The 16,625-nt window shown below is 71.0% G+C and carries 16 protein-coding genes; 10 read left to right on the top strand and 6 right to left on the bottom strand.

Translation table 11 applies throughout. The features are described 5' to 3' along the window. Positions 1 to 954, top strand: a 954-nt coding sequence (locus ACIRDX_RS02750; protein ID WP_396623868.1) for a sugar phosphate nucleotidyltransferase, incomplete at its 5' end; no start/stop codon positions are given. A 91-nt stretch (positions 955 to 1,045) separates the two neighbouring features. Here ACIRDX_RS02750 and ACIRDX_RS02745 read toward each other — a convergent pair. Continuing rightward, positions 1,046 to 3,325 (bottom strand): SulP family inorganic anion transporter, encoded by a 2,280-nt coding sequence (locus tag ACIRDX_RS02745; RefSeq protein WP_396623867.1) that lies wholly within the window; start codon positions 3,323 to 3,325, stop codon positions 1,046 to 1,048. 156 nt (positions 3,326 to 3,481) lie between these two features. Between ACIRDX_RS02745 and ACIRDX_RS02740 the strand changes: the two genes are divergently transcribed. Further along, entirely contained in the window at positions 3,482 to 5,626 is a 2,145-nt protein-coding gene (locus tag ACIRDX_RS02740; RefSeq protein WP_396623866.1) for a winged helix-turn-helix domain-containing protein, read from the top strand. A 1-nt stretch (position 5,627) separates the two neighbouring features. Here ACIRDX_RS02740 and ACIRDX_RS02735 read toward each other — a convergent pair whose 3' ends face one another. Next, entirely contained in the window at positions 5,628 to 6,140 is a 513-nt protein-coding gene (locus tag ACIRDX_RS02735; RefSeq protein ID WP_396623865.1) for a SixA phosphatase family protein, read from the bottom strand. Next, a complete protein-coding gene (locus ACIRDX_RS02730) occupies positions 6,130 to 7,053 on the bottom strand; it encodes a CHAD domain-containing protein (RefSeq protein ID WP_396623864.1) in 924 nt (307 codons plus the stop codon). Before ACIRDX_RS02730 ends, ACIRDX_RS02735 begins: the two co-directional genes overlap by 11 nt. 95 nt (positions 7,054 to 7,148) lie before the next feature. On the opposite strand from ACIRDX_RS02730, the gene ACIRDX_RS02725 reads away from it, so the two are divergent. From ACIRDX_RS02725 to ACIRDX_RS02695, 7 genes are all read left to right on the top strand, one after another. Beyond that, positions 7,149 to 8,132 (top strand): PstS family phosphate ABC transporter substrate-binding protein, encoded by a 984-nt coding sequence (locus ACIRDX_RS02725; RefSeq protein WP_396623863.1) that lies wholly within the window; start codon positions 7,149 to 7,151, stop codon positions 8,130 to 8,132. Then, positions 8,129 to 9,019: a phosphate ABC transporter permease subunit PstC gene (gene pstC / locus ACIRDX_RS02720; protein WP_396623862.1), complete on the top strand. Its 891-nt coding sequence runs from the start codon at positions 8,129 to 8,131 to the stop codon at positions 9,017 to 9,019. The genes ACIRDX_RS02725 and pstC overlap by 4 nt, the downstream gene beginning before the upstream one ends. After that, entirely contained in the window at positions 9,016 to 9,864 is an 849-nt protein-coding gene (gene pstA / locus ACIRDX_RS02715) for a phosphate ABC transporter permease PstA (RefSeq protein WP_396623861.1), read from the top strand. Before pstC ends, pstA begins: the two co-directional genes overlap by 4 nt. Positions 9,865 to 9,926: 62 nt before the next feature. After that, positions 9,927 to 10,670, top strand: coding sequence for a phosphate ABC transporter ATP-binding protein PstB (gene pstB / locus ACIRDX_RS02710; protein ID WP_396623870.1), 744 nt, complete (start codon positions 9,927 to 9,929; stop codon positions 10,668 to 10,670). A gap of 5 nt (positions 10,671 to 10,675) precedes the next feature. Continuing rightward, on the top strand, positions 10,676 to 11,356 hold the full coding sequence (phoU, locus tag ACIRDX_RS02705) for a phosphate signaling complex protein PhoU (RefSeq protein ID WP_396623860.1): 681 nt from the start codon (positions 10,676 to 10,678) through the stop codon (positions 11,354 to 11,356). Positions 11,357 to 11,445: 89 nt separating this feature from the next. Then, positions 11,446 to 11,646 (top strand): DNA gyrase inhibitor YacG, encoded by a 201-nt coding sequence (locus tag ACIRDX_RS02700; protein ID WP_396623859.1) that lies wholly within the window; start codon positions 11,446 to 11,448, stop codon positions 11,644 to 11,646. A gap of 25 nt (positions 11,647 to 11,671) precedes the next feature. Next, positions 11,672 to 12,958 (top strand): citrate synthase, encoded by a 1,287-nt coding sequence (locus ACIRDX_RS02695; protein ID WP_396623858.1) that lies wholly within the window; start codon positions 11,672 to 11,674, stop codon positions 12,956 to 12,958. A gap of 186 nt (positions 12,959 to 13,144) precedes the next feature. Here ACIRDX_RS02695 and ACIRDX_RS02690 read toward each other — a convergent pair whose 3' ends face one another. Continuing rightward, on the bottom strand, positions 13,145 to 13,468 hold the full coding sequence (locus ACIRDX_RS02690) for a hypothetical protein (RefSeq protein ID WP_396623857.1): 324 nt from the start codon (positions 13,466 to 13,468) through the stop codon (positions 13,145 to 13,147). After that, entirely contained in the window at positions 13,465 to 13,764 is a 300-nt protein-coding gene (locus ACIRDX_RS02685) for a hypothetical protein (protein WP_396623856.1), read from the bottom strand. The genes ACIRDX_RS02690 and ACIRDX_RS02685 overlap by 4 nt, the downstream gene beginning before the upstream one ends. A 117-nt stretch (positions 13,765 to 13,881) precedes the next feature. On the opposite strand from ACIRDX_RS02685, the gene ACIRDX_RS02680 reads away from it, so the two are divergent. After that, positions 13,882 to 14,547: a rhomboid family intramembrane serine protease gene (locus ACIRDX_RS02680; RefSeq protein WP_396623855.1), complete on the top strand. Its 666-nt coding sequence runs from the start codon at positions 13,882 to 13,884 to the stop codon at positions 14,545 to 14,547. 135 nt (positions 14,548 to 14,682) lie between these two features. Here ACIRDX_RS02680 and ACIRDX_RS02675 read toward each other — a convergent pair whose 3' ends face one another. After that, positions 14,683 to 16,545 carry a sulfatase-like hydrolase/transferase gene (locus tag ACIRDX_RS02675; RefSeq protein ID WP_396623854.1) on the bottom strand — a complete coding sequence of 621 codons (1,863 nt, stop codon included), beginning with the start codon at positions 16,543 to 16,545 and terminating at the stop codon, positions 14,683 to 14,685. Between the last annotated feature and the right edge of the window lie 80 nt (positions 16,546 to 16,625).

The following is a 16,625-nucleotide window of genomic DNA, read 5'->3' as shown; positions in this document are numbered from 1 at the left end:
CGCCAGGCCTGGCGGCACTTCCACTCGATGCAGGCCGACCACATCCTCATCCTGGCGGGCGACCACCTGTACCGGATGAACCTCGGCGAGCTCATCACCGACCACATCGAGCAGGATGCCGAGGTGACGATCGCCGCGCAGCCCTGCGACCCGGAGACGTCCACACAGATGGGCATCTTCCTGTTCGATGGCGCGGGCCGGATCTCCGGCTTCGAGGAAAAGCCCAACCTCGAGCGCCTCGGGCAGATCGGGCAGAGCGTCCCGAAGGACAGCCGCGTGGCGTCGTGGATCTCCCCCCAACGCCCGTTCATCGCGTCGATGGGGATTTACGTGTTCTCCAAGCAGGTGCTGCTCGATGCACTCGAGCAGTACGCCGATGCGGTGGACTTCGGCAAGGAGATCATCCCGGCCGTCATCCAGACCCACCGTGTGCGCGCCTTCCTGTACCGCGGCTACTGGGAAGACGTCGGGACCATCGGGTCGTTCTTCGAGGCGAACCTGAAGCTCACCGACCCGAAGCCGTCCTTCACGTTCCACGACGCGGCGAGCCCCATCTACACCCGCCCGCGCTTCCTGGCCGGCTCCACGATCCAGGGCGCGCGCGTCAACCGCGCCGTCGTGGCCGAAGGGTGCGTCCTCGACCAGTGCGAGGTCGATCGCGCCGTGGTGGGCATCCGGACCCAGGTGCGCGCCGGCGCGAAGATCAGCAACACGGTGCTGCTCGGCGCCGACTACTATCACCGCGACGGCGACGATAGCGCCGTGCCGCTCGGGATCGGCAAGGACGTGGTGCTCGATCGGGTGATCGTCGACAAGAACGCCCGGGTGGGCGACGGGTCGCGGCTGGTCAACACGGCCGGCGTGCAGGAAGCCGACGGCAACGGCTACTTCATCCGCGAAGGCATCATCATCGTCCCCAAGGGCGCCACCATCCCGCCGGGCACGATCGTCTAGCAGGCCCCCGCAACGCAGAGGGGGCCGATTCCCGAGAATCGGCCCCCTGCATTCTCAACTCTGAATTCTGAATTTTGAATTGTTGCCCGCGTTACGCGGTGGCGCGCACCGGGGGCTCGAGCGCCTGCACCTCGGCACCCGCGTCCACGAACCGCGCGGTGGCCTGATCCCACACGGTCACCTTCGCGCGCTTGAGGTCGAAGTACCAGCCGTACAGCCGGAGGGTCCCGTTCTCGAGCGCATGCTGCACCGTCGGGTAGGTGCGCAGGCGATCGAGCTGCTCGATCACGTTGGTGCGGGCCAGGTCGTTGTGCGGCGAGGTGGCGGCCGGGTGCACCTGCTCGCGCCCCATCGCCATCGTCGAGTGACGCGTGAGTGCCGACACGCCGTGCGACAGCCAGCGCGTCAGCGACCCGCCCAGCTGCTCGTGGCCACTCAGCAGCGCCTTCATCGCGCCGCACTCGGAATGGCCACACACCACGATGCTGTGCACCTTCAGGACATCGACGGCGAACTCGATGGCCGACCCCACCGAGTCGTCGGCGCCGGGCGCCGGCGTCCAGGCCGGCACGATGTTGCCGATGTTGCGGAGCACGAAGATGTCGCCAGGGTCCGCGTTGACCAGGTCCGCCGGGACGATGCGCGAGTCGGCGCAGGTGATGAACAGGGCCTGCGGCGTCTGGCCGACATCGGCCAGGTGACTCAGCAGCGGCTTGACGTCGCGCGATGTGGTGGCGTTGAAGGCCGCCGCGCCCTGCCGCAGGGGCTCGTGGCCTTCCGAGGACGACACCGCCATCGAGGTCTCCTTGCGCGTGCGCCGGCGGAATGCGCCGAGCAGGCCGTCGAGGCGCGACTTGCCGAACTGCGGCGTGCCCTTGGCGGCGTTGGCGTACCACGCCTCGTGCAGTTCGTCGATGTCGACCGTGCCGCCCAGGCGCTCGTGCGACACGCGCCAGGCGTGCAGCGACTCGAACGCGGCGTGGTCCATGAAGTCGACCATCAGGTCCACGTCCACGTGACTGCCCGACGGGATTTGCTCGAGCGCGGTGGTGAGGCTCGGGATCCCGACGAAGGTCATCGAGCCGCCGATGCGCACGTGGTAGCGCCCCTGGTCGCCCTCGACCTGCACGCTGGCTTCCGACAGGCGCTTCAGGAGGAGCACGATGGCGAGCGCCAGCCCGACGCCGATGCCGGGCAACAAGCCGAGCACGACGACGCCGGCGACGGTGATCAGGTAGATCATCGATTCGCGGAACGTCCTCAGCGTGCGGATGTGGTGGGCATCCACCAGGCGGATCCCGACGTGCACGAGCAGGCCGGCCAGCACGCAGAGCGGGATCATCTCGATGCCCCAGCCCAGGAACACCACGAAGAGGAGGATCCAGATGCTGTGCAGCATGGCCGACAGCTGGGTCTTCGCCCCCGCCTGGATGTTGGCCGAGGACCGGACGATGACGCCGGTCACCGGCAGGCCGCCGAGCAGGCCCGAGAGCGTGTTCGCCAGGCCCTGGCCCACGAGTTCGCGGTCGAGGTTGGCACGGGGACCATCGTGCAGCTTGTCGGTCGCGACCGCGCACAGCAGCGACTCGACGCTCGCGACGGCGGCGACGGTGATGCCGCCGATGAGGACCGCCGTCCAGCGCTCGGCCGACGGCCAGGCCGCGCCCTGCAGGCCCGCCGCAAAGCCGCCCTGCAGGTTGATCCGCTCGACGTCCAGCCCGAGAATGACCGAGGCGGCCGTCGCGGTCATCACCGCCACGAGCGAGGCGGGAACGGCCGACAGCGGCTTGGGGACCCACTGCCACGCCAGCAGCAGCGCGATCGTCGCCAGGCCGAGGAACGCGGCCGGGGCGTGCAGGTCGAGCAGCTGTGCCGGCAGGTCCAGGAGGTTCTTCAACGCATGGCTCTCGGGTGCGCCACCGAGCACCACATGCAGCTGAGCCAGCGCAATCGTGATACCAATGCCAGCAAGCATGCCGTGCACGACTGCCGGTGACACCGCGAGACAGAGGCGAGCGATGCGTGCCGCCCCGAGGGCAATCTGGATGAGCCCACCGACCGCGACCGCTGCGCCGACCAGCCGCCAGTCGCCGAACTGCTCGACCAGGCCGAAGACGATCGCCGTGAGGCCGGCGGCAGGCCCTGTAACCTGCAGCGGGGCGCCGGCGACCAAACCAGTAATCAGGCCGCCGACGATGCCGGCGATGAGGCCGGCCATGATCGGGGCGCCAGATGCCAGCGCGATGCCGAGCGACAGCGGAATGGCGATCAGGAAAACAACGAGCGACGCGAGGACGTCCTCGCGCGGCGCGGACAGAAGTCCCGGTCGTGACACCGGGACCGCGGCAAGCGTGACGATCTTGGAGGCCATGGTGCGCAACTATGCACGGGTCGCCCCTCGTCGAGATGACGGACTTGATCGGATTGGCGTGATGTTTCAGTGATGGCGACAGAAGTCCTTTCTTATCAATGCGATGACATCGTCATCGACATCCGCGCCGGGAGGGTCCTCCGGGCCGGCACGGCGGTGCCACTCGAGCCAAAGGCGTACGACCTGCTCGTGCTGCTGGTGGCGCGTGCGGGAGAACTCGTCACCCGCCAGGAGGTGCTCGACCGCGTCTGGGCCGGCGTGTACGTCACCGACAATGCCGTGGCCCGCGTGGTGGCCCAGATCCGGCGCGCGCTCGGCGACTCGGCCCGCGAGTCGAAGTTCATCGAGACGGTGCCGACGCGCGGCTACCGTTTCATCGCCCCGGTGACGCGGCAGCTCGCCACTCCCCCAGAGGCCGTCGACCCGGCCGCGCTGCCCCCTCCGCCCGTGGCCACCGAAGCGTGGGTGGACCGCCCGATCGACGGGGCGAACATGCCAGCGCGGCCTCCGTCGCCGCAGGCGGGCCCCTCGAGCCACCCCTGGTGGGCGGCCGGCTTCGCGCTGCTCGCGCTCGTGTCCGTGCTGCTCGCGTGGCGCTCGCAAGGCCCGCCGGCGGCCCGGCGCAGCGCCGCGGAGGTCACCACGCGACAGCAGGTCACCTCGTCGGCCGCGCTCGACGCGTACCCGGCCTGGGCCCCCGACGGGCACAGCCTGGCCTACGCGAGCGATCGAGGCGGCCGGTTCGAGATCTTCGTGCGCGACCTCGCGCAGGGCGGCGATCGGCTGGCGCTCACCGACGATGGCCAGCACAACGTGCAGCCGGCGTGGGCCCCTGACGGGTCGGCGGTGGCCTACCACTCGTACGGGCGCGGCGGGATCTGGATCGTCCCCCGCACGGGCGGCGCGCCGAAGCAGGTGGCGACGTTCGGCTCCCGGCCCGCATGGTCGCCGGACGGCACGCGCCTGGCCTTCCAGGGCGGCGCCTACACCGAGCCGGGCGCCTCGGCCTTCGAGACATTCGGCCCATCGAGTCTCTGGGTCGTCGACCTCGCGGGTGGCCCACCGCGCCGGGTGACGCAAGGCTGGCGCCCCGAGGGCAGTCACGCGCGGCCCACCTGGTTCCCCGACGGCCGCCGGCTCTTCTTCGCCAGCCAGGACCTCGAGGCCACGACGTTCTGGACGCTCGACCTGACCTCCGGAGCGCTCGTCCGCGTCCACGACGCAGGCAGCCGTGCGCTCGATGCCACGCTCACGCCCGACGGGCGCGCCGTGTACTACGTGCGTATGGCCGACCACTTCGAGCTGTGGAAGCTGCCCCTGACGGTTCAGGGCGCGGCGGCGGGGCCGCCGCAGCGTGTCCTCCCCCCGAGCGAACTCGACGTGCGCTACGTCGCCGTCCACCCGAAGGGCACGCAACTGGCCTACGTCGCCGTGTCGACCGTCAGTGGGCTGCGCAGCCTGCCCCTGCACCGGGACGGCGTCCCGTCGGGCCCATCCATCAGGCTGGCCGAGGATGCCGTGCGCAGTGCGCGACGCCCGTCGTTCAGCCCCGATGCGACCCACGTGGCCTTCGAACGCCAGAGTGGGGGCCAACCGCCTGGCGTCTGGCTGCTCGAACTCGCCGCGGGCCGGGCGCGTCCGCTCACGACTCCCGGCGTACTGGCGCGCGACCCGGCCTGGAGTGCCGATGGGCGGCTCGTGTATCACGAGACCGGGACAGGCGAGCAGGCGACGCTGCAGGCCTGGCGCATCGCCGATGGCTCGTCGCAGGTCGTGGCGCCGCTCGCAGCGGGTGGACACGCGCTGCTGCGGCCGCGTCTCTCCCCCGACGGCAAGACGCTGGCCTACACGCGCTCGGCCGAGGGGCAGCTCGAGGTCTGGACGCGGACGGTGGCCGACGGGCGCGACACGCGCGTGGCCCGCGTCGGCGACGGCGTGGCGTTTCCCGTGTGGTCACCCGATGGGGACGCGCTGGCCGTGGACGTGTGGCGCGACGGGCATGCGCAGGCGCACGTGGTGCACCTGTCGACCGGCGCCGTGACGCAGGTGTCGCGCGACGTCGATCACGCCTGGGTGCGCAGTTGGTCCCCGGACGGGCAGCGCCTGGCCTTCGCGGGTGCGCGCGACGGCCGCTGGAACGTGTGGTCGGTGCGCCGCGACGGGAGCGACATGCGGCAGTTGACCAGCTACGTCGACGAGCACCACTACGTGCGGAACCCGGAATGGGCGCCGACCGGCGATCGCCTGGTGTACGAGTTCGCGAGCTTCGCGGGCAACGTGTGGGTGGTCGGCCTGCAGTGACTCAGGGCTGATTGCCGATCAACCGCAGTTGTCGGGGCGTGAGGAACCACTCGAGCCGCGCCGGCCCGCGCGTGCCGAGTCCCTGCGTGATCAGCGCCATCGCCGCCCCCTTGCGGAACTCGACCGGTCCCTGCAGGTGCAGCAGCGTCGAGGCCAGTTCCGACAGCATCGGCTCGTGTCCGACCAGGACCACCGTGCCCGACAGGCCACGGGCGCGCAAGGCACTGATGACGGTCGCCGGCCCCGTGTCGGGCCGCAAGGCCTCGAACAAGGACAGGCGCGGCGCCGGCGTGCAGGTCCGCGCGAGGATCTCGGCCGTCTGACAGGTGCGCACGAGCGGGCTCGACAGCAATGTGTCGACGCCCCCGAGGATGGCGCCAAGCCCTCGCGCAGCCGCCTTCCACTTCCGCGCCCCTTCACGAGTCAGCGGTCGCTGGTCGTCGTCGGGCCACGCGGCGCCGCGTTCCTCCGCAATCGCGTGCCGTACCAGCACGAGACGCCATTCAGCGTCCATCGGTCCTCCCCAGCGCGCGCGGGACCTGTCCTCGGACCCGCGGCACGATTCGGTCGAGCGTGTCGTCGGCGATGCGCACCAGGCCGGCGGCGGCGCGCAGGTACCGAGCGTGCAGGGCGGCCGACTCGGCCTCGAGCGCGCCGGCCACGCGCGCCGCCTCGTGCTGGAGGTCCTCGCCCGGAGCCGCCTCCGGCAGTTCGCGCAGCAGCGTGGTCAACACGTCCAGATCGTGCAACCGGCCGAGCGCCTCCTGCGCCGCCTTGAGGCTCGCCAGCGGCCGGACCAGCCCCACGAGCCCGGACTCGGCCGTGATCTCGAGCGCGTACCGCAGCTTCTTGGCCGCGATGCGCACCTCGTGGAGCGGCTCGGGATGATAGCGATCGCCGGTGCGCACGATCCGGTCGCGGAGGTCCTGCGCGCGATCGGCGAGGCGCCGGGCGAGTGCGGTGCGCCAGGCGAGGTCGGCGGAGGCGGCGCGCGCGGCCTCGAAGGCGTCCAGGGCCGACTCGAGCGCGGCCAGGTGGGTGCGCGCCAGCGCGGTGCGCAACTCGACCACCGGCTCCCGTCGGCGATGCGCCAGGTCGCGGAGCCAGGCGCGCCGCAACCGCACGGCATCGCGCCCCTGCCAGGCGTAGCCCTCCACCATCTCGCCAGCGACGTCGAGTTCACGAACGGGCCCGAGCGCCCGCGTCAGGTCGCGCAGGCGGCGGCGCAGCGGCTTGAGCCGCACGTCGTCGAGGCCACGGCCGAGCACCGGGACGGCCTCGCGCAGCCGCCGCGACGCGACGCGCGCCTGGTGGACGCCTTCGACGTCGCCTCGCCGCGCCGATCGCACATGGTCGCGCAGCGCCTGATGGCGGCGAGCGATGAGCGACGCGAGGCTGGGCGCCGCCGATGGACGCATCGAGGCCATGGAAGGCTCCACTCTAGCATCCAGTCCTGCCGACCAGATCGTGGATTTTACGCAATCGAAACAGCTGCGAAACGCACGTTCGCTAGTCTGCCCGGATGCGCCGGTGCTGGAGAGCCCTCGCCTGTGGCCTGGTCGTGGCGACCAGTGTTCTTGGCGCCTGCCGGCGCGCCCCGATCTCGACGAGCGCGGTGATCACGATCGACGGCTCGAGCACCGTGTACCCGCTGGCCGAGGCCCTGGCGGAGGACTTCCGGCTCGGCGAACCCGCCACGCGCGTGACCATCGGCGTCGCGGGCACGGGCGGGGGATTGCGCCGCTTCTGTCGCGGCGAGCTCGACCTGGCGACGGCCTCGCGCCCGATCACGCGGCAGGAAGCGGCCGCCTGCGAAGCGTCGGGGGTCCGCTTCGTGGAACTCCCCCTGGCCTACGACGGCATCGTCATCGCGGTCCACCCCTCCAATCACTGGGTGGAGGCGCTGTCGGTCGCGGACCTGGCCCGCCTGTGGCAACACGAGGCGCAGGGCCGGATCGTCCGGTGGGCCCAATGGAAGCCGGGCTACCCGGAACGCGAGATCCACCTGTTCGGCGCCGGGGTCGATTCCGGCACCTTCGACTACTTCACGGGCGTGGTCACCGGCGCGCCCCGTGACAGCCGCGGCGATTACACCTCGAGCGAGGACGACAACATGCTCGTGCAGGGCGTGGCCACCGATCCGGACGCGCTCGGCTATTTCGGCTTTGCCTACTACGAAGCCCACCAGGAGTACCTGCGGGCGGTGCCGATCCGGGCGCAGGACGGGATGCCTGCGGTGCTGCCCACGCGCGAGTCGATCCGCACGGGGGTGTATCGCCCCCTCGCCCGGCCGGTCTACGTCTATGCGAACGCCGACGCCCTGCAGCGGCCCGAAGTACGTCGCCTGCTCGAGTACGGCATGACGCACGGCCCCGACCTGGCCGAGGACGTCGGCTACGTGCCGCTCTCGGCCGACGAACAGGCCCGGGCGGTGGAGCGCCTGGCGGCGCGACGCACCGGCTCGGCCGTCCTCGAGGCCCGCGCGGTGGAGCGAGCCCGGTCGTGACCGCGCGGACACGGGCCGTGGTCGAGGGAGCCATCGAGCGGGCGCTGGCCGCCTGCGCGGCACTGTCGATCCTCGTGACGGCGGGAATCGTGGTGGTGCTGGCCTGGGAGGCGCTCGCCTTCTTCCGCGAGGTGTCGCCTCTGGCGTTCCTCACGGGTCGCACATGGACGCCGCTCTTCCTCAATCCGCAGTTCGGCGTCCTGCCCCTGGTGGCCGGTACGCTGCTGGTGACGGTGATCGCGCTGGTGGTGGCGGTGCCGGCCGGGCTCGTGAGCGCGCTGTACCTCTCCGAGTACGCGCCCTCGCGCGTCAGGCGTGTCGCCAAGCCGGCCCTCGAGATGCTGGCAGGCGTGCCCACCGTGGTGTACGGCTACTTCGCCCTGCTCTTCGTCACGCCGCTGCTGCGGACGGTGATCCCCGGGATGGCGGGCTACAACGCCCTGGCGCCGGGCCTGGTCATGGGGCTGATGATCCTGCCGCTGGTGTCGTCGCTGTGCGAGGACGCCCTGTCGGCCGTGCCTCGCGGGTTGCGTGAGGGCGCCTTCGCCCTCGGGGCGACCAGGCACCAGGCCGCGCTCGGGGTGGTGCTGCCCGCGGCGTTCTCGGGCGTGGCCGCCGCCGTGGTGCTGGCGGTGTCGCGGGCGATCGGCGAGACGATGATCGTCGCGATTGCGGCCGGCCAGCAGCCGCGGCTGACGGCCAACCCGCTGGTGCCCGTCGAAACGATGACGGCGTTCATCGTGCAGGTCAGCCTCGGCGACGTGCCGGCCGGCACACGCGAGTACCGCACGATCTTCGCGGTGGGCGCACTGCTGTTCTGCGGCACGTTCGCCCTCAACCTGTGCAGCGACTGGCTGCGCCGCCGGTTGCCCGGAGGGCGGCGATGACATCGGCCGCCTGGCGTGATCGCGCGTTCCATGCCCTCGGGGTCGCCGTGCTGGCGCTCGCGCTCCTCGGACTGGGGCTGCTCTTGTGGGACGTGATCCGCGACGGCGCCGGGCGCCTGTCCTGGGCCTTCCTGTCCGGCTATCCCTCACGACGCGCGGCCACGGCGGGCCTGCTGCCGGCGCTGGCCGGCAGTGTCTGGCTGGTCGTGCTCGCCGCGCTGCTCTCGGTGCCGGTCGGCCTGGGCGCCGCCATCGCGCTCGAGGAGTACGGCGGGCAGGGACGCGGGTGGCGCCTCATCGAGGTGAACCTGGCCACGCTGGCGGGCGTGCCGTCGATCGTCTACGGCCTGCTGGGCCTCGGGGTGTTCGTGCGCGCCCTGCGCCTCGAGCGCACGATCCTGGCCGGCGCGGCGACGCTGGCCTTGTTGATGCTGCCGCTCGTGATCATCACGGCCCGCGAGGCCTTGCGGGCGGTGCCCCGTGATCTCCGCGAGGGCTCGCTCGCGCTCGGCGCCACCAAGTGGCAGACGACCTGGCACCAGGTGCTGCCGGCCGCGCTGCCGGGTGTCCTCACTGGGGTGATCCTGGCCGTCGCCCGCGCCATCGGCGAGACGGCGCCGCTCATCGTCATCGGGGCGCTCACCTACGTGCCCTTCGTGCCGGATGGCCCGAGCGCGCCCTTCACGGCGTTGCCCGTGCAGATCTTCGCGTGGGTGTCGCGCCCGGGCGCAGGCTTCCGCACCAACGCCGCCGCCGCGATCCTCGTGCTCCTGGTCGTCCTGCTGCTGCTGAACGGCCTGGCCATCTGGGTGCGCGATCGCGCCGCGCGCGGGAGGGCGGCCTGATGGGACCGCGTCACCCCGCGCAGGCGCCCGCGCCGCGTGGCGCCGAGGCCGAGGCCCCGAAGATCGCCGTCCGCGACCTCACGGTCCGCTTCGGCACCCTCTGCGCCCTGCAGGGCGTGTCGCTGGCGATCCAGCCGACGGCCGTGACCGCGGTGATCGGTCCCTCGGGCTGCGGCAAGACGACGCTGCTGCGGTCGCTGAACCGCATGAACGACATCGTGCCCGAGGCCCGCGTCGAGGGCACGGTGCTGCTCGACGGCGTCGCCATCTACGGTCCCGGGACCGACGCGGTGGCCCTGCGTCGGCGGGTCGGCATGGTGTTCCAGCGATCCAATCCCTTCCCGCGATCCGTGTTCGAGAACGTCGCGTACGGGCTGCGCGTGAACGGCGTGACCAACCGCCGCGAGGTCGCCGAGCGCGTGGAGGAGAGCCTGCGGTCCGCCGCGCTCTGGGCGGAGGTGCGCGATCGGTTGCATGCGCCGGCCCTGTCGCTGTCGGGCGGGCAGCAACAACGCCTGTGCATCGCGCGCGCGCTGGCGATCCAGCCCGAGGTGCTGTTGATGGACGAGCCGGCCTCGGCCCTCGACCCGATCGCGACCCAGCACATCGAGGAGTTGATCCACACGTTGAAGCGGACCTACACGATCGTCATCGTCACGCACAACATGCAGCAGGCGGCGCGCCTGTCCGACGTCACGGCGTTCCTGTGGCGCGGCGCGCTCGTCGAGTGCGGCCCGACGGCCGACGTCTTCACGGCGCCGCGCGAGTCGCTCACCGAGGACTTCGTCACGGGGCGGTGCGGGTGATGGCCATGGAACCGACGACGCGCGTCGTGCCGCAGGTGCAGGAACACCTGGAGGCGCTCAAGGAGCGGCTGCTCGTGATGGGCGGCCTCGCCGAGGAGCAGGTCCGCCTGGTGAGCGCGGCGCTGGTCGACCGCGACGTCGATCTCGCCGCCCGGGTGCAGGCCGGCGACGAGCCGCTGAACATCCTCCACAAGGAAATCGACCAGCGGTGCGTGCGGGTGCTGGCCCTCCACCAACCCGTGGCGATCGACCTCCGGGCCGTGCTGGCCGCGGTGAAGATCAACACCGACCTGGAGCGGGTCGGCGACCTGGCCGTCAACGTGGCCGAGGCCGTCCACCGCTACCTGCAGCATCCCCCCGTGGACGTCGCCGAGCGCATCCCGCGCATGGCCGATCTCGCCCAGCGGATGCTCCGCGACGCGCTGGACGCCTACGTCCGCCAGGCCGTGCCGCTCGCCGAGCACGTGCTGCAGACCGACGACCTCGTCGACGCCCTGAAGAACGAGGTCTCTGCAGCCCTCGTGCCGGTGATGGAGGCCTCGCCAGCCGTCATCGCGCCGGCGCTCGACGTGATCCTGATCGCCCGCCACCTCGAACGCATCGCCGATCACGCCACCAACATCGCCGAGGACGTCATCTTCATGGTGTCGGCCCGGGACGTCCGCCACCACGGCCCCACGGCCTGACCGCGCGGGCCGGGGCCGTCCCGGGGTCTGGAGGCGTCCTCTCGGGCGAGCGGCGCACGCCGCGGCATCCACGCTGCTACGATCGGCCCGTGCCCGGAGCCGAGCCCGACCTCTGTGTATACTGTCGGCAGCAGCCGGTGGACCCGCGCTGGCGACCGTTCTGCAGTGAACGGTGCCACCTGCTGGACCTCGCCCACTGGCTCGACGGCGACTACCGCGTCGAGGGTCCGGCGGATGGCGCACCGCCAGACGACATGGAGCCGGACGACCCCGAGGCGGCCGACCTGTAGGCGCCTCCCCCGCTGAAGCGACGCGATGGCTGACACGCTCACAATCACCGACAACCGCACCGGCAAGCAGTACGAGGTGCCCGTCACCGACGGCACGATCAAGGCCATCGACCTCCGACAGATCAAGGTCTCGGCCGACGACTTCGGCCTGATGACGTACGACCCGGCCTTCACCAACACCGCCTCGTGTCGGAGCGCCATCACGTACATCGATGGCGACGAGGGCATTCTCGAGTACCGCGGCTACCCGATCGAGCAGCTCGCGGAGAAGTCGACGTACCTCGAGGTGGCCTACCTCCTGATGTTCGGCGAGTTGCCGACGCCGGCCCAGCTCAAGGCCTGGCACGACGGCATCACCGAGCACACGCTGCTCCACGAGAACATCAAGCACCTGATGCGCGGCTTCCGCTACGACGCGCACCCGATGGGCGTGTTCCTGAGCACGGTGGGCGCGCTGTCGACGTTCTATCCGGATGCCAAGAAGGTCGACGACCCGGAGGTCCGGCAGCGGCACATGAAGCGGCTGATCGCCAAGACGCCGACGATCGCGGCCTACGCCTACCGTCACAGCAAGGGCCTGTTCTACGTCTACCCGGACAACAACCTCAGCTTCGCCGGCAACTTCCTGAACATGCTGTTCAAGATGACCGAGGCCAAGTTCGAGGTGAACCCGGTGCTCGAGCGCGCGCTCGACATCCTGTTCATCCTGCACGCCGACCACGAGCAGAACTGCGGCACCAACGCGATGCGCGCCATCGGGAGTTCGGAAGTGGACCCCTATTCGGCGCTGGCCGGCGCCTCGGCCGCCCTCTACGGGCCGCTCCACGGCGGTGCCAACGAGGCCGTGCTGACGATGCTCCGGCAGATCGGCAGCAAGGACCACGTACCCGAGTTCATCAAGAAGGTGAAGGCCGGCGAAGGCCGCCTCATGGGCTTCGGCCACCGCGTGTACAAGTCGTACGACCCGCGGGCCAAGATCATCAAGAAGACGGCCTACGAGGTGTTCGACGTCACCGGCACCAGCCCGCTGCTCGACCTGGCCCTCGAACTCGAGCGGATTGCGCTCGAGGACGAGTACTTCGTCAAGCGCAAGCTGTACCCGAACGTGGACTTCTACTCGGGTCTCATCTACGAGGCGCTCGGCTTCGCGCCCGAGATGTTCACGGTGCTGTTTGCCATCCCCCGCACGGCCGGCTGGGTCGCGCAGTGGGACGAGTTGCACCGCGACGCCGACCAGAAGATCGCGCGGCCGCGCCAGATCTACACGGGCTACCGCACGCGCGACTACGTCGACATGGACAAGCGCTCGTAGTTCGAAATTGGAGATTTGAAATCACGGGGCGAGGGCCTTCGGCCTCTCGCCTCGTTCTGTTTTGGGGCAACAGGTAGGGCCGCATGTCCCCTTCGACTGCGCTCAGGGCCAGCCACGCGGCCGTTCACGATGACGGCGCGGTGGGACACCGCGTCGTACCTCTGTGTAGATGTCGAATGGCCCGCGTCAGTCGTCGAGCAGGCCGCCCGAGGCCGATCCGCCGGCCTCGTCCTCGCTGCGGCCGCGCCCGCTGAGCCACACCGCGAAGGCGCCCAGCGCGAAGACCACCACCGCCCACCGCGTCGCCTCGCCGATCCCGTTGGCGATCGTGCCGCGCATGCGGTCCGGCAGCGACGCCGGTGGCCCGAGGCGCAGTTCGTGCCGGGCCTGGTCGAGCAGGTACTGCTTCTCCCCCCGGCTGACCATCAGGCCGAAGATGCCGTTCCAGACGAGAAACGCCGTCACCACGCACAGGCCGTAGGCCAGGCCCTTCGCCCGCCGCGCCGTCATCCGCGGATCCCTCCGCCCCGGCGGCGACGCACGAGCGCCCGCCAGGCCAGCACCACCACCGCCAGCACCAGGACCGTGTAACGGACCCAGTCAGGCACGGTCCCGGACGGCACCTGCCCCATGAACAGGGCCGCCAGGATCAGGATGATCAGGCCGACCACCAGCATCAGCTGCCGACCACGCGCCGGGGGCGCCGCCGGCGCGTGCTTGGCCACGAAGGTCGCCTGGCCGCAGCGATAGCAGATGAGGGCCTTCTCGGCGATCTCGGTCCCGCAGGAGGTACAGGTTTTCGGCATCGGGAGGAAACGGGGGGCGACAGGCAGTCAGCGGGTCGGCAGTCGGCGGTCAGTCGTGGACGATCCGATGGTTCGCGCCCGGACCGCACGCCCGATCTCCGAGTCTACAATGACTCGGTGCTGCCGATCCGCGACGTGATCCCCTCGCGCACGACGCCGTTCGTGACCCTGGCGATCATCGCGCTGAACCTGCTGGTGTTCGTCGCCATGCCCGCGGCTGGCACGCCCGAGTACGAGGCCTTCCTCCGCACGTGGGGCGTGACGCCGGCGAGCTTCACGCCGCAGGCCGTCATCACGGCCATGTTCGTGCACGCCGGCCTCGGACACCTCCTGAGCAATCTGCTGTTCCTCTGGATCTTCGGCGACAACGTCGAGGACCGCATGGGCCACCTGCGCTACCTGCTCTTCTATGCCCTGTGCGGCCTGGCGGCGGCCCTCCTCCAGGTCTGGGTGGAAGCCGGCTCGTCGGTGCCGATGGTGGGCGCCAGCGGTGCGATTGCGGGCGTGCTCGGCGCCTACCTCGTGCTCTTCCCCCAGTCGCGCGTGCTCACGCTCGTGTTCATCGTGTTCGTCGAGGTGCCGGCCTCGCTCCTGCTCGGCGTGTGGTTCGCCACGCAACTCCTGAGCGGCCTCGGGACGTTGTCGGCGCTCCGCCCCGAGGACCTCGGCGGCGTGGCGTTCTGGGCGCACGCCGGCGGGTTCGCGGCGGGCGCGGCGCTGGTCCTCCTGTTCCGTCGCCCCGAGCGCATGCGGGTCGAGTGGTGGAATCAGGTCGCGCGATAACAAGGCTGCAGGCCACAGACTGCAGGCTGCCTGTAGCCCGCAGCCAGTAGCCTTCCCCTGCCGCGGTAACAAGGCTGCAGGCCACGGGCGGCAGGCTGCCCGTCGCCTGTAGCCTGTAGCCTGTCGCCCGTGCCTCTACCGCGCCAGCGACTTCAGCAATCGCCCCACGTACTCCTGCTCGCGCTGCGGCACCAGTGACTTGGGCGGTTCGGCCAGGCCGAGCACGCGTGTCCGCACGGGCTCGGCCCGGGCCTCCAGCGCCACGAGCGTGTCGAGCGCCAGCATGGCGGCGTGATTGCCAGCGGTGCGGTAGTCGGCCAGCGTCGCCAGCGTGTCGAGGGCGCGGCGCCCAACCTCGGCATCGCCGTGGCGCGCCAGGGCATCGGCCGCCGAGACCCGTGGCCACGCCTCGGGGTCGTCCAGGAGACGGCGCAGGGCATCGCCGGCACGCGCCACCCACGTCGGCCCGGCGAGCGAGAGGCCCAGCGCGCTCCAGTACCGCACGGCCGGATCGGGATCCGCGAGGCCGCGGACCAGCGCATCTCCCTGATCGGCCGGCGCGCGGGTCGCGCGGTCGGCAGCCTCGAGGATGCGGGCGATCGGATAGGCCTGCTCATCCTGCGCGAGCGCGTACGGGGTGCGGGCGCCGCGACGCCGATGCATGTCGGCTTCGGTCAGCAGTCCCAGGTCACGAGTGGCCAGCAGATGAGCGCGGAGGGCCTCGCGACACCGCACCAGCGCCGGCCCCGCTCGCGCCGCATCAGCGGCGAGGTTCATCACCGCATCCGGATCCGCCTGCAGGTCGTAGAGTTCCTCGGCGGCCTTCGGGCGCCAGAAGGCATCCTGGACCGGGGTGAGGCGTCCGGCGTCGTGCCACGCCTTCCACACCCGGGTCGTGGGCGTCTCGAACATATAGGCGAGGAACTCGCCCTGCCGGCGATCGGGCCGGAAGTTCCGGATGTAGAGGTAACGCCCGTCGCTGATGGCGCGCGAGGCATCGACCCGTTCGTCCATGCGGTCGCGGCCGGCATGCAGCCACGGGCGTGGCTTCGCCGCAAAGCGGCCCATGAAGGCCTGCCCCTGCATCCACGCGGGCGGCTGGATGCCCGCGGCGCTGAGCATCGACGGCCCGAGATCGAGCAGGCTGACGAGGCGGTCCAGCGCCCGACCGGCCGCGTAGCCCTCCGGGGCAAGGTGACGGAAGCGCTCGGGCACGTGCACGATCAGCGGCACATCCAGCCCGGCGGGATAGAGCCACCGCTTGCCCCTCGGCAGTCCGACGCCGTGGTCGCCCCAGTAGACGACGATGGTGGAGTCGGCCAGGCCGTCGGCCTCGAGTTCGGCGAGACGTGCCGCAACTTCACGGTCCATCTCGGTGAGCTTGTCGTAGTACTGCGCCCAGTCCTGCCGCACCTCGGGCGTGTCCGGATGGAAGGGCGGCACACGCACTTGAGCCGGATCGTGCACGGCGACATGCGGCCGCAGCCGCACCTGGCTCTCGTGCGTCGTCACGCTGTTGAACACGGCGAAGAAGGGCTGGCCCGGACGCCTGCCGCGCCAGTGCGCCTTGCGCGACGAGTCGTCCCAGGTGCCGGGCGGCGTCGGGTGGTTGTAGTCCTCCTTCACGTTGTTGGACGCGTAGTAGCCGGCCGCGCGAAGCAGGGCCGGGAACATCGGGAGGTCGGATGGCAGCGGCACCTGGCTGCGCATGTTGTGCCCGCCCGTCGACTGCGCCACGAGACCCGTGATGATGGCGGTGCGCGAGGGCGCACACACGGGCGCCGCCGCCCACGCCCGCGTGAAGCGCACGCCACGCGAGGCAAGGCGGTCGAGGGCCGGTGTGGTGGCGTACGCGTCGCCGTAGGCGCCGAGTTGGGGGCCGTTGTCCTCGCTGGACAGCCAGAGGATGTTGGGACGCTCCTGCGCGCGCGCGACGGCGGCAGGCGCGACGAAACACGCGGCCAGGACGGCCGACAGCGCAAGCCCTCGAGTGGACATGGGCCGAGAGGCTATCACTTCAGGCTCACGACTCAAGGCTCAGGGCTCAGGGCTCCAAAAGCATCCTGCAGAAAGCTCTC

Source organism: Luteitalea sp., assembly GCF_044337415.1.
GTDB lineage: Bacteria > Acidobacteriota > Vicinamibacteria > Vicinamibacterales > Vicinamibacteraceae > Luteitalea.
This window is presented reverse-complemented; position numbering and strand designations above follow the sequence as displayed.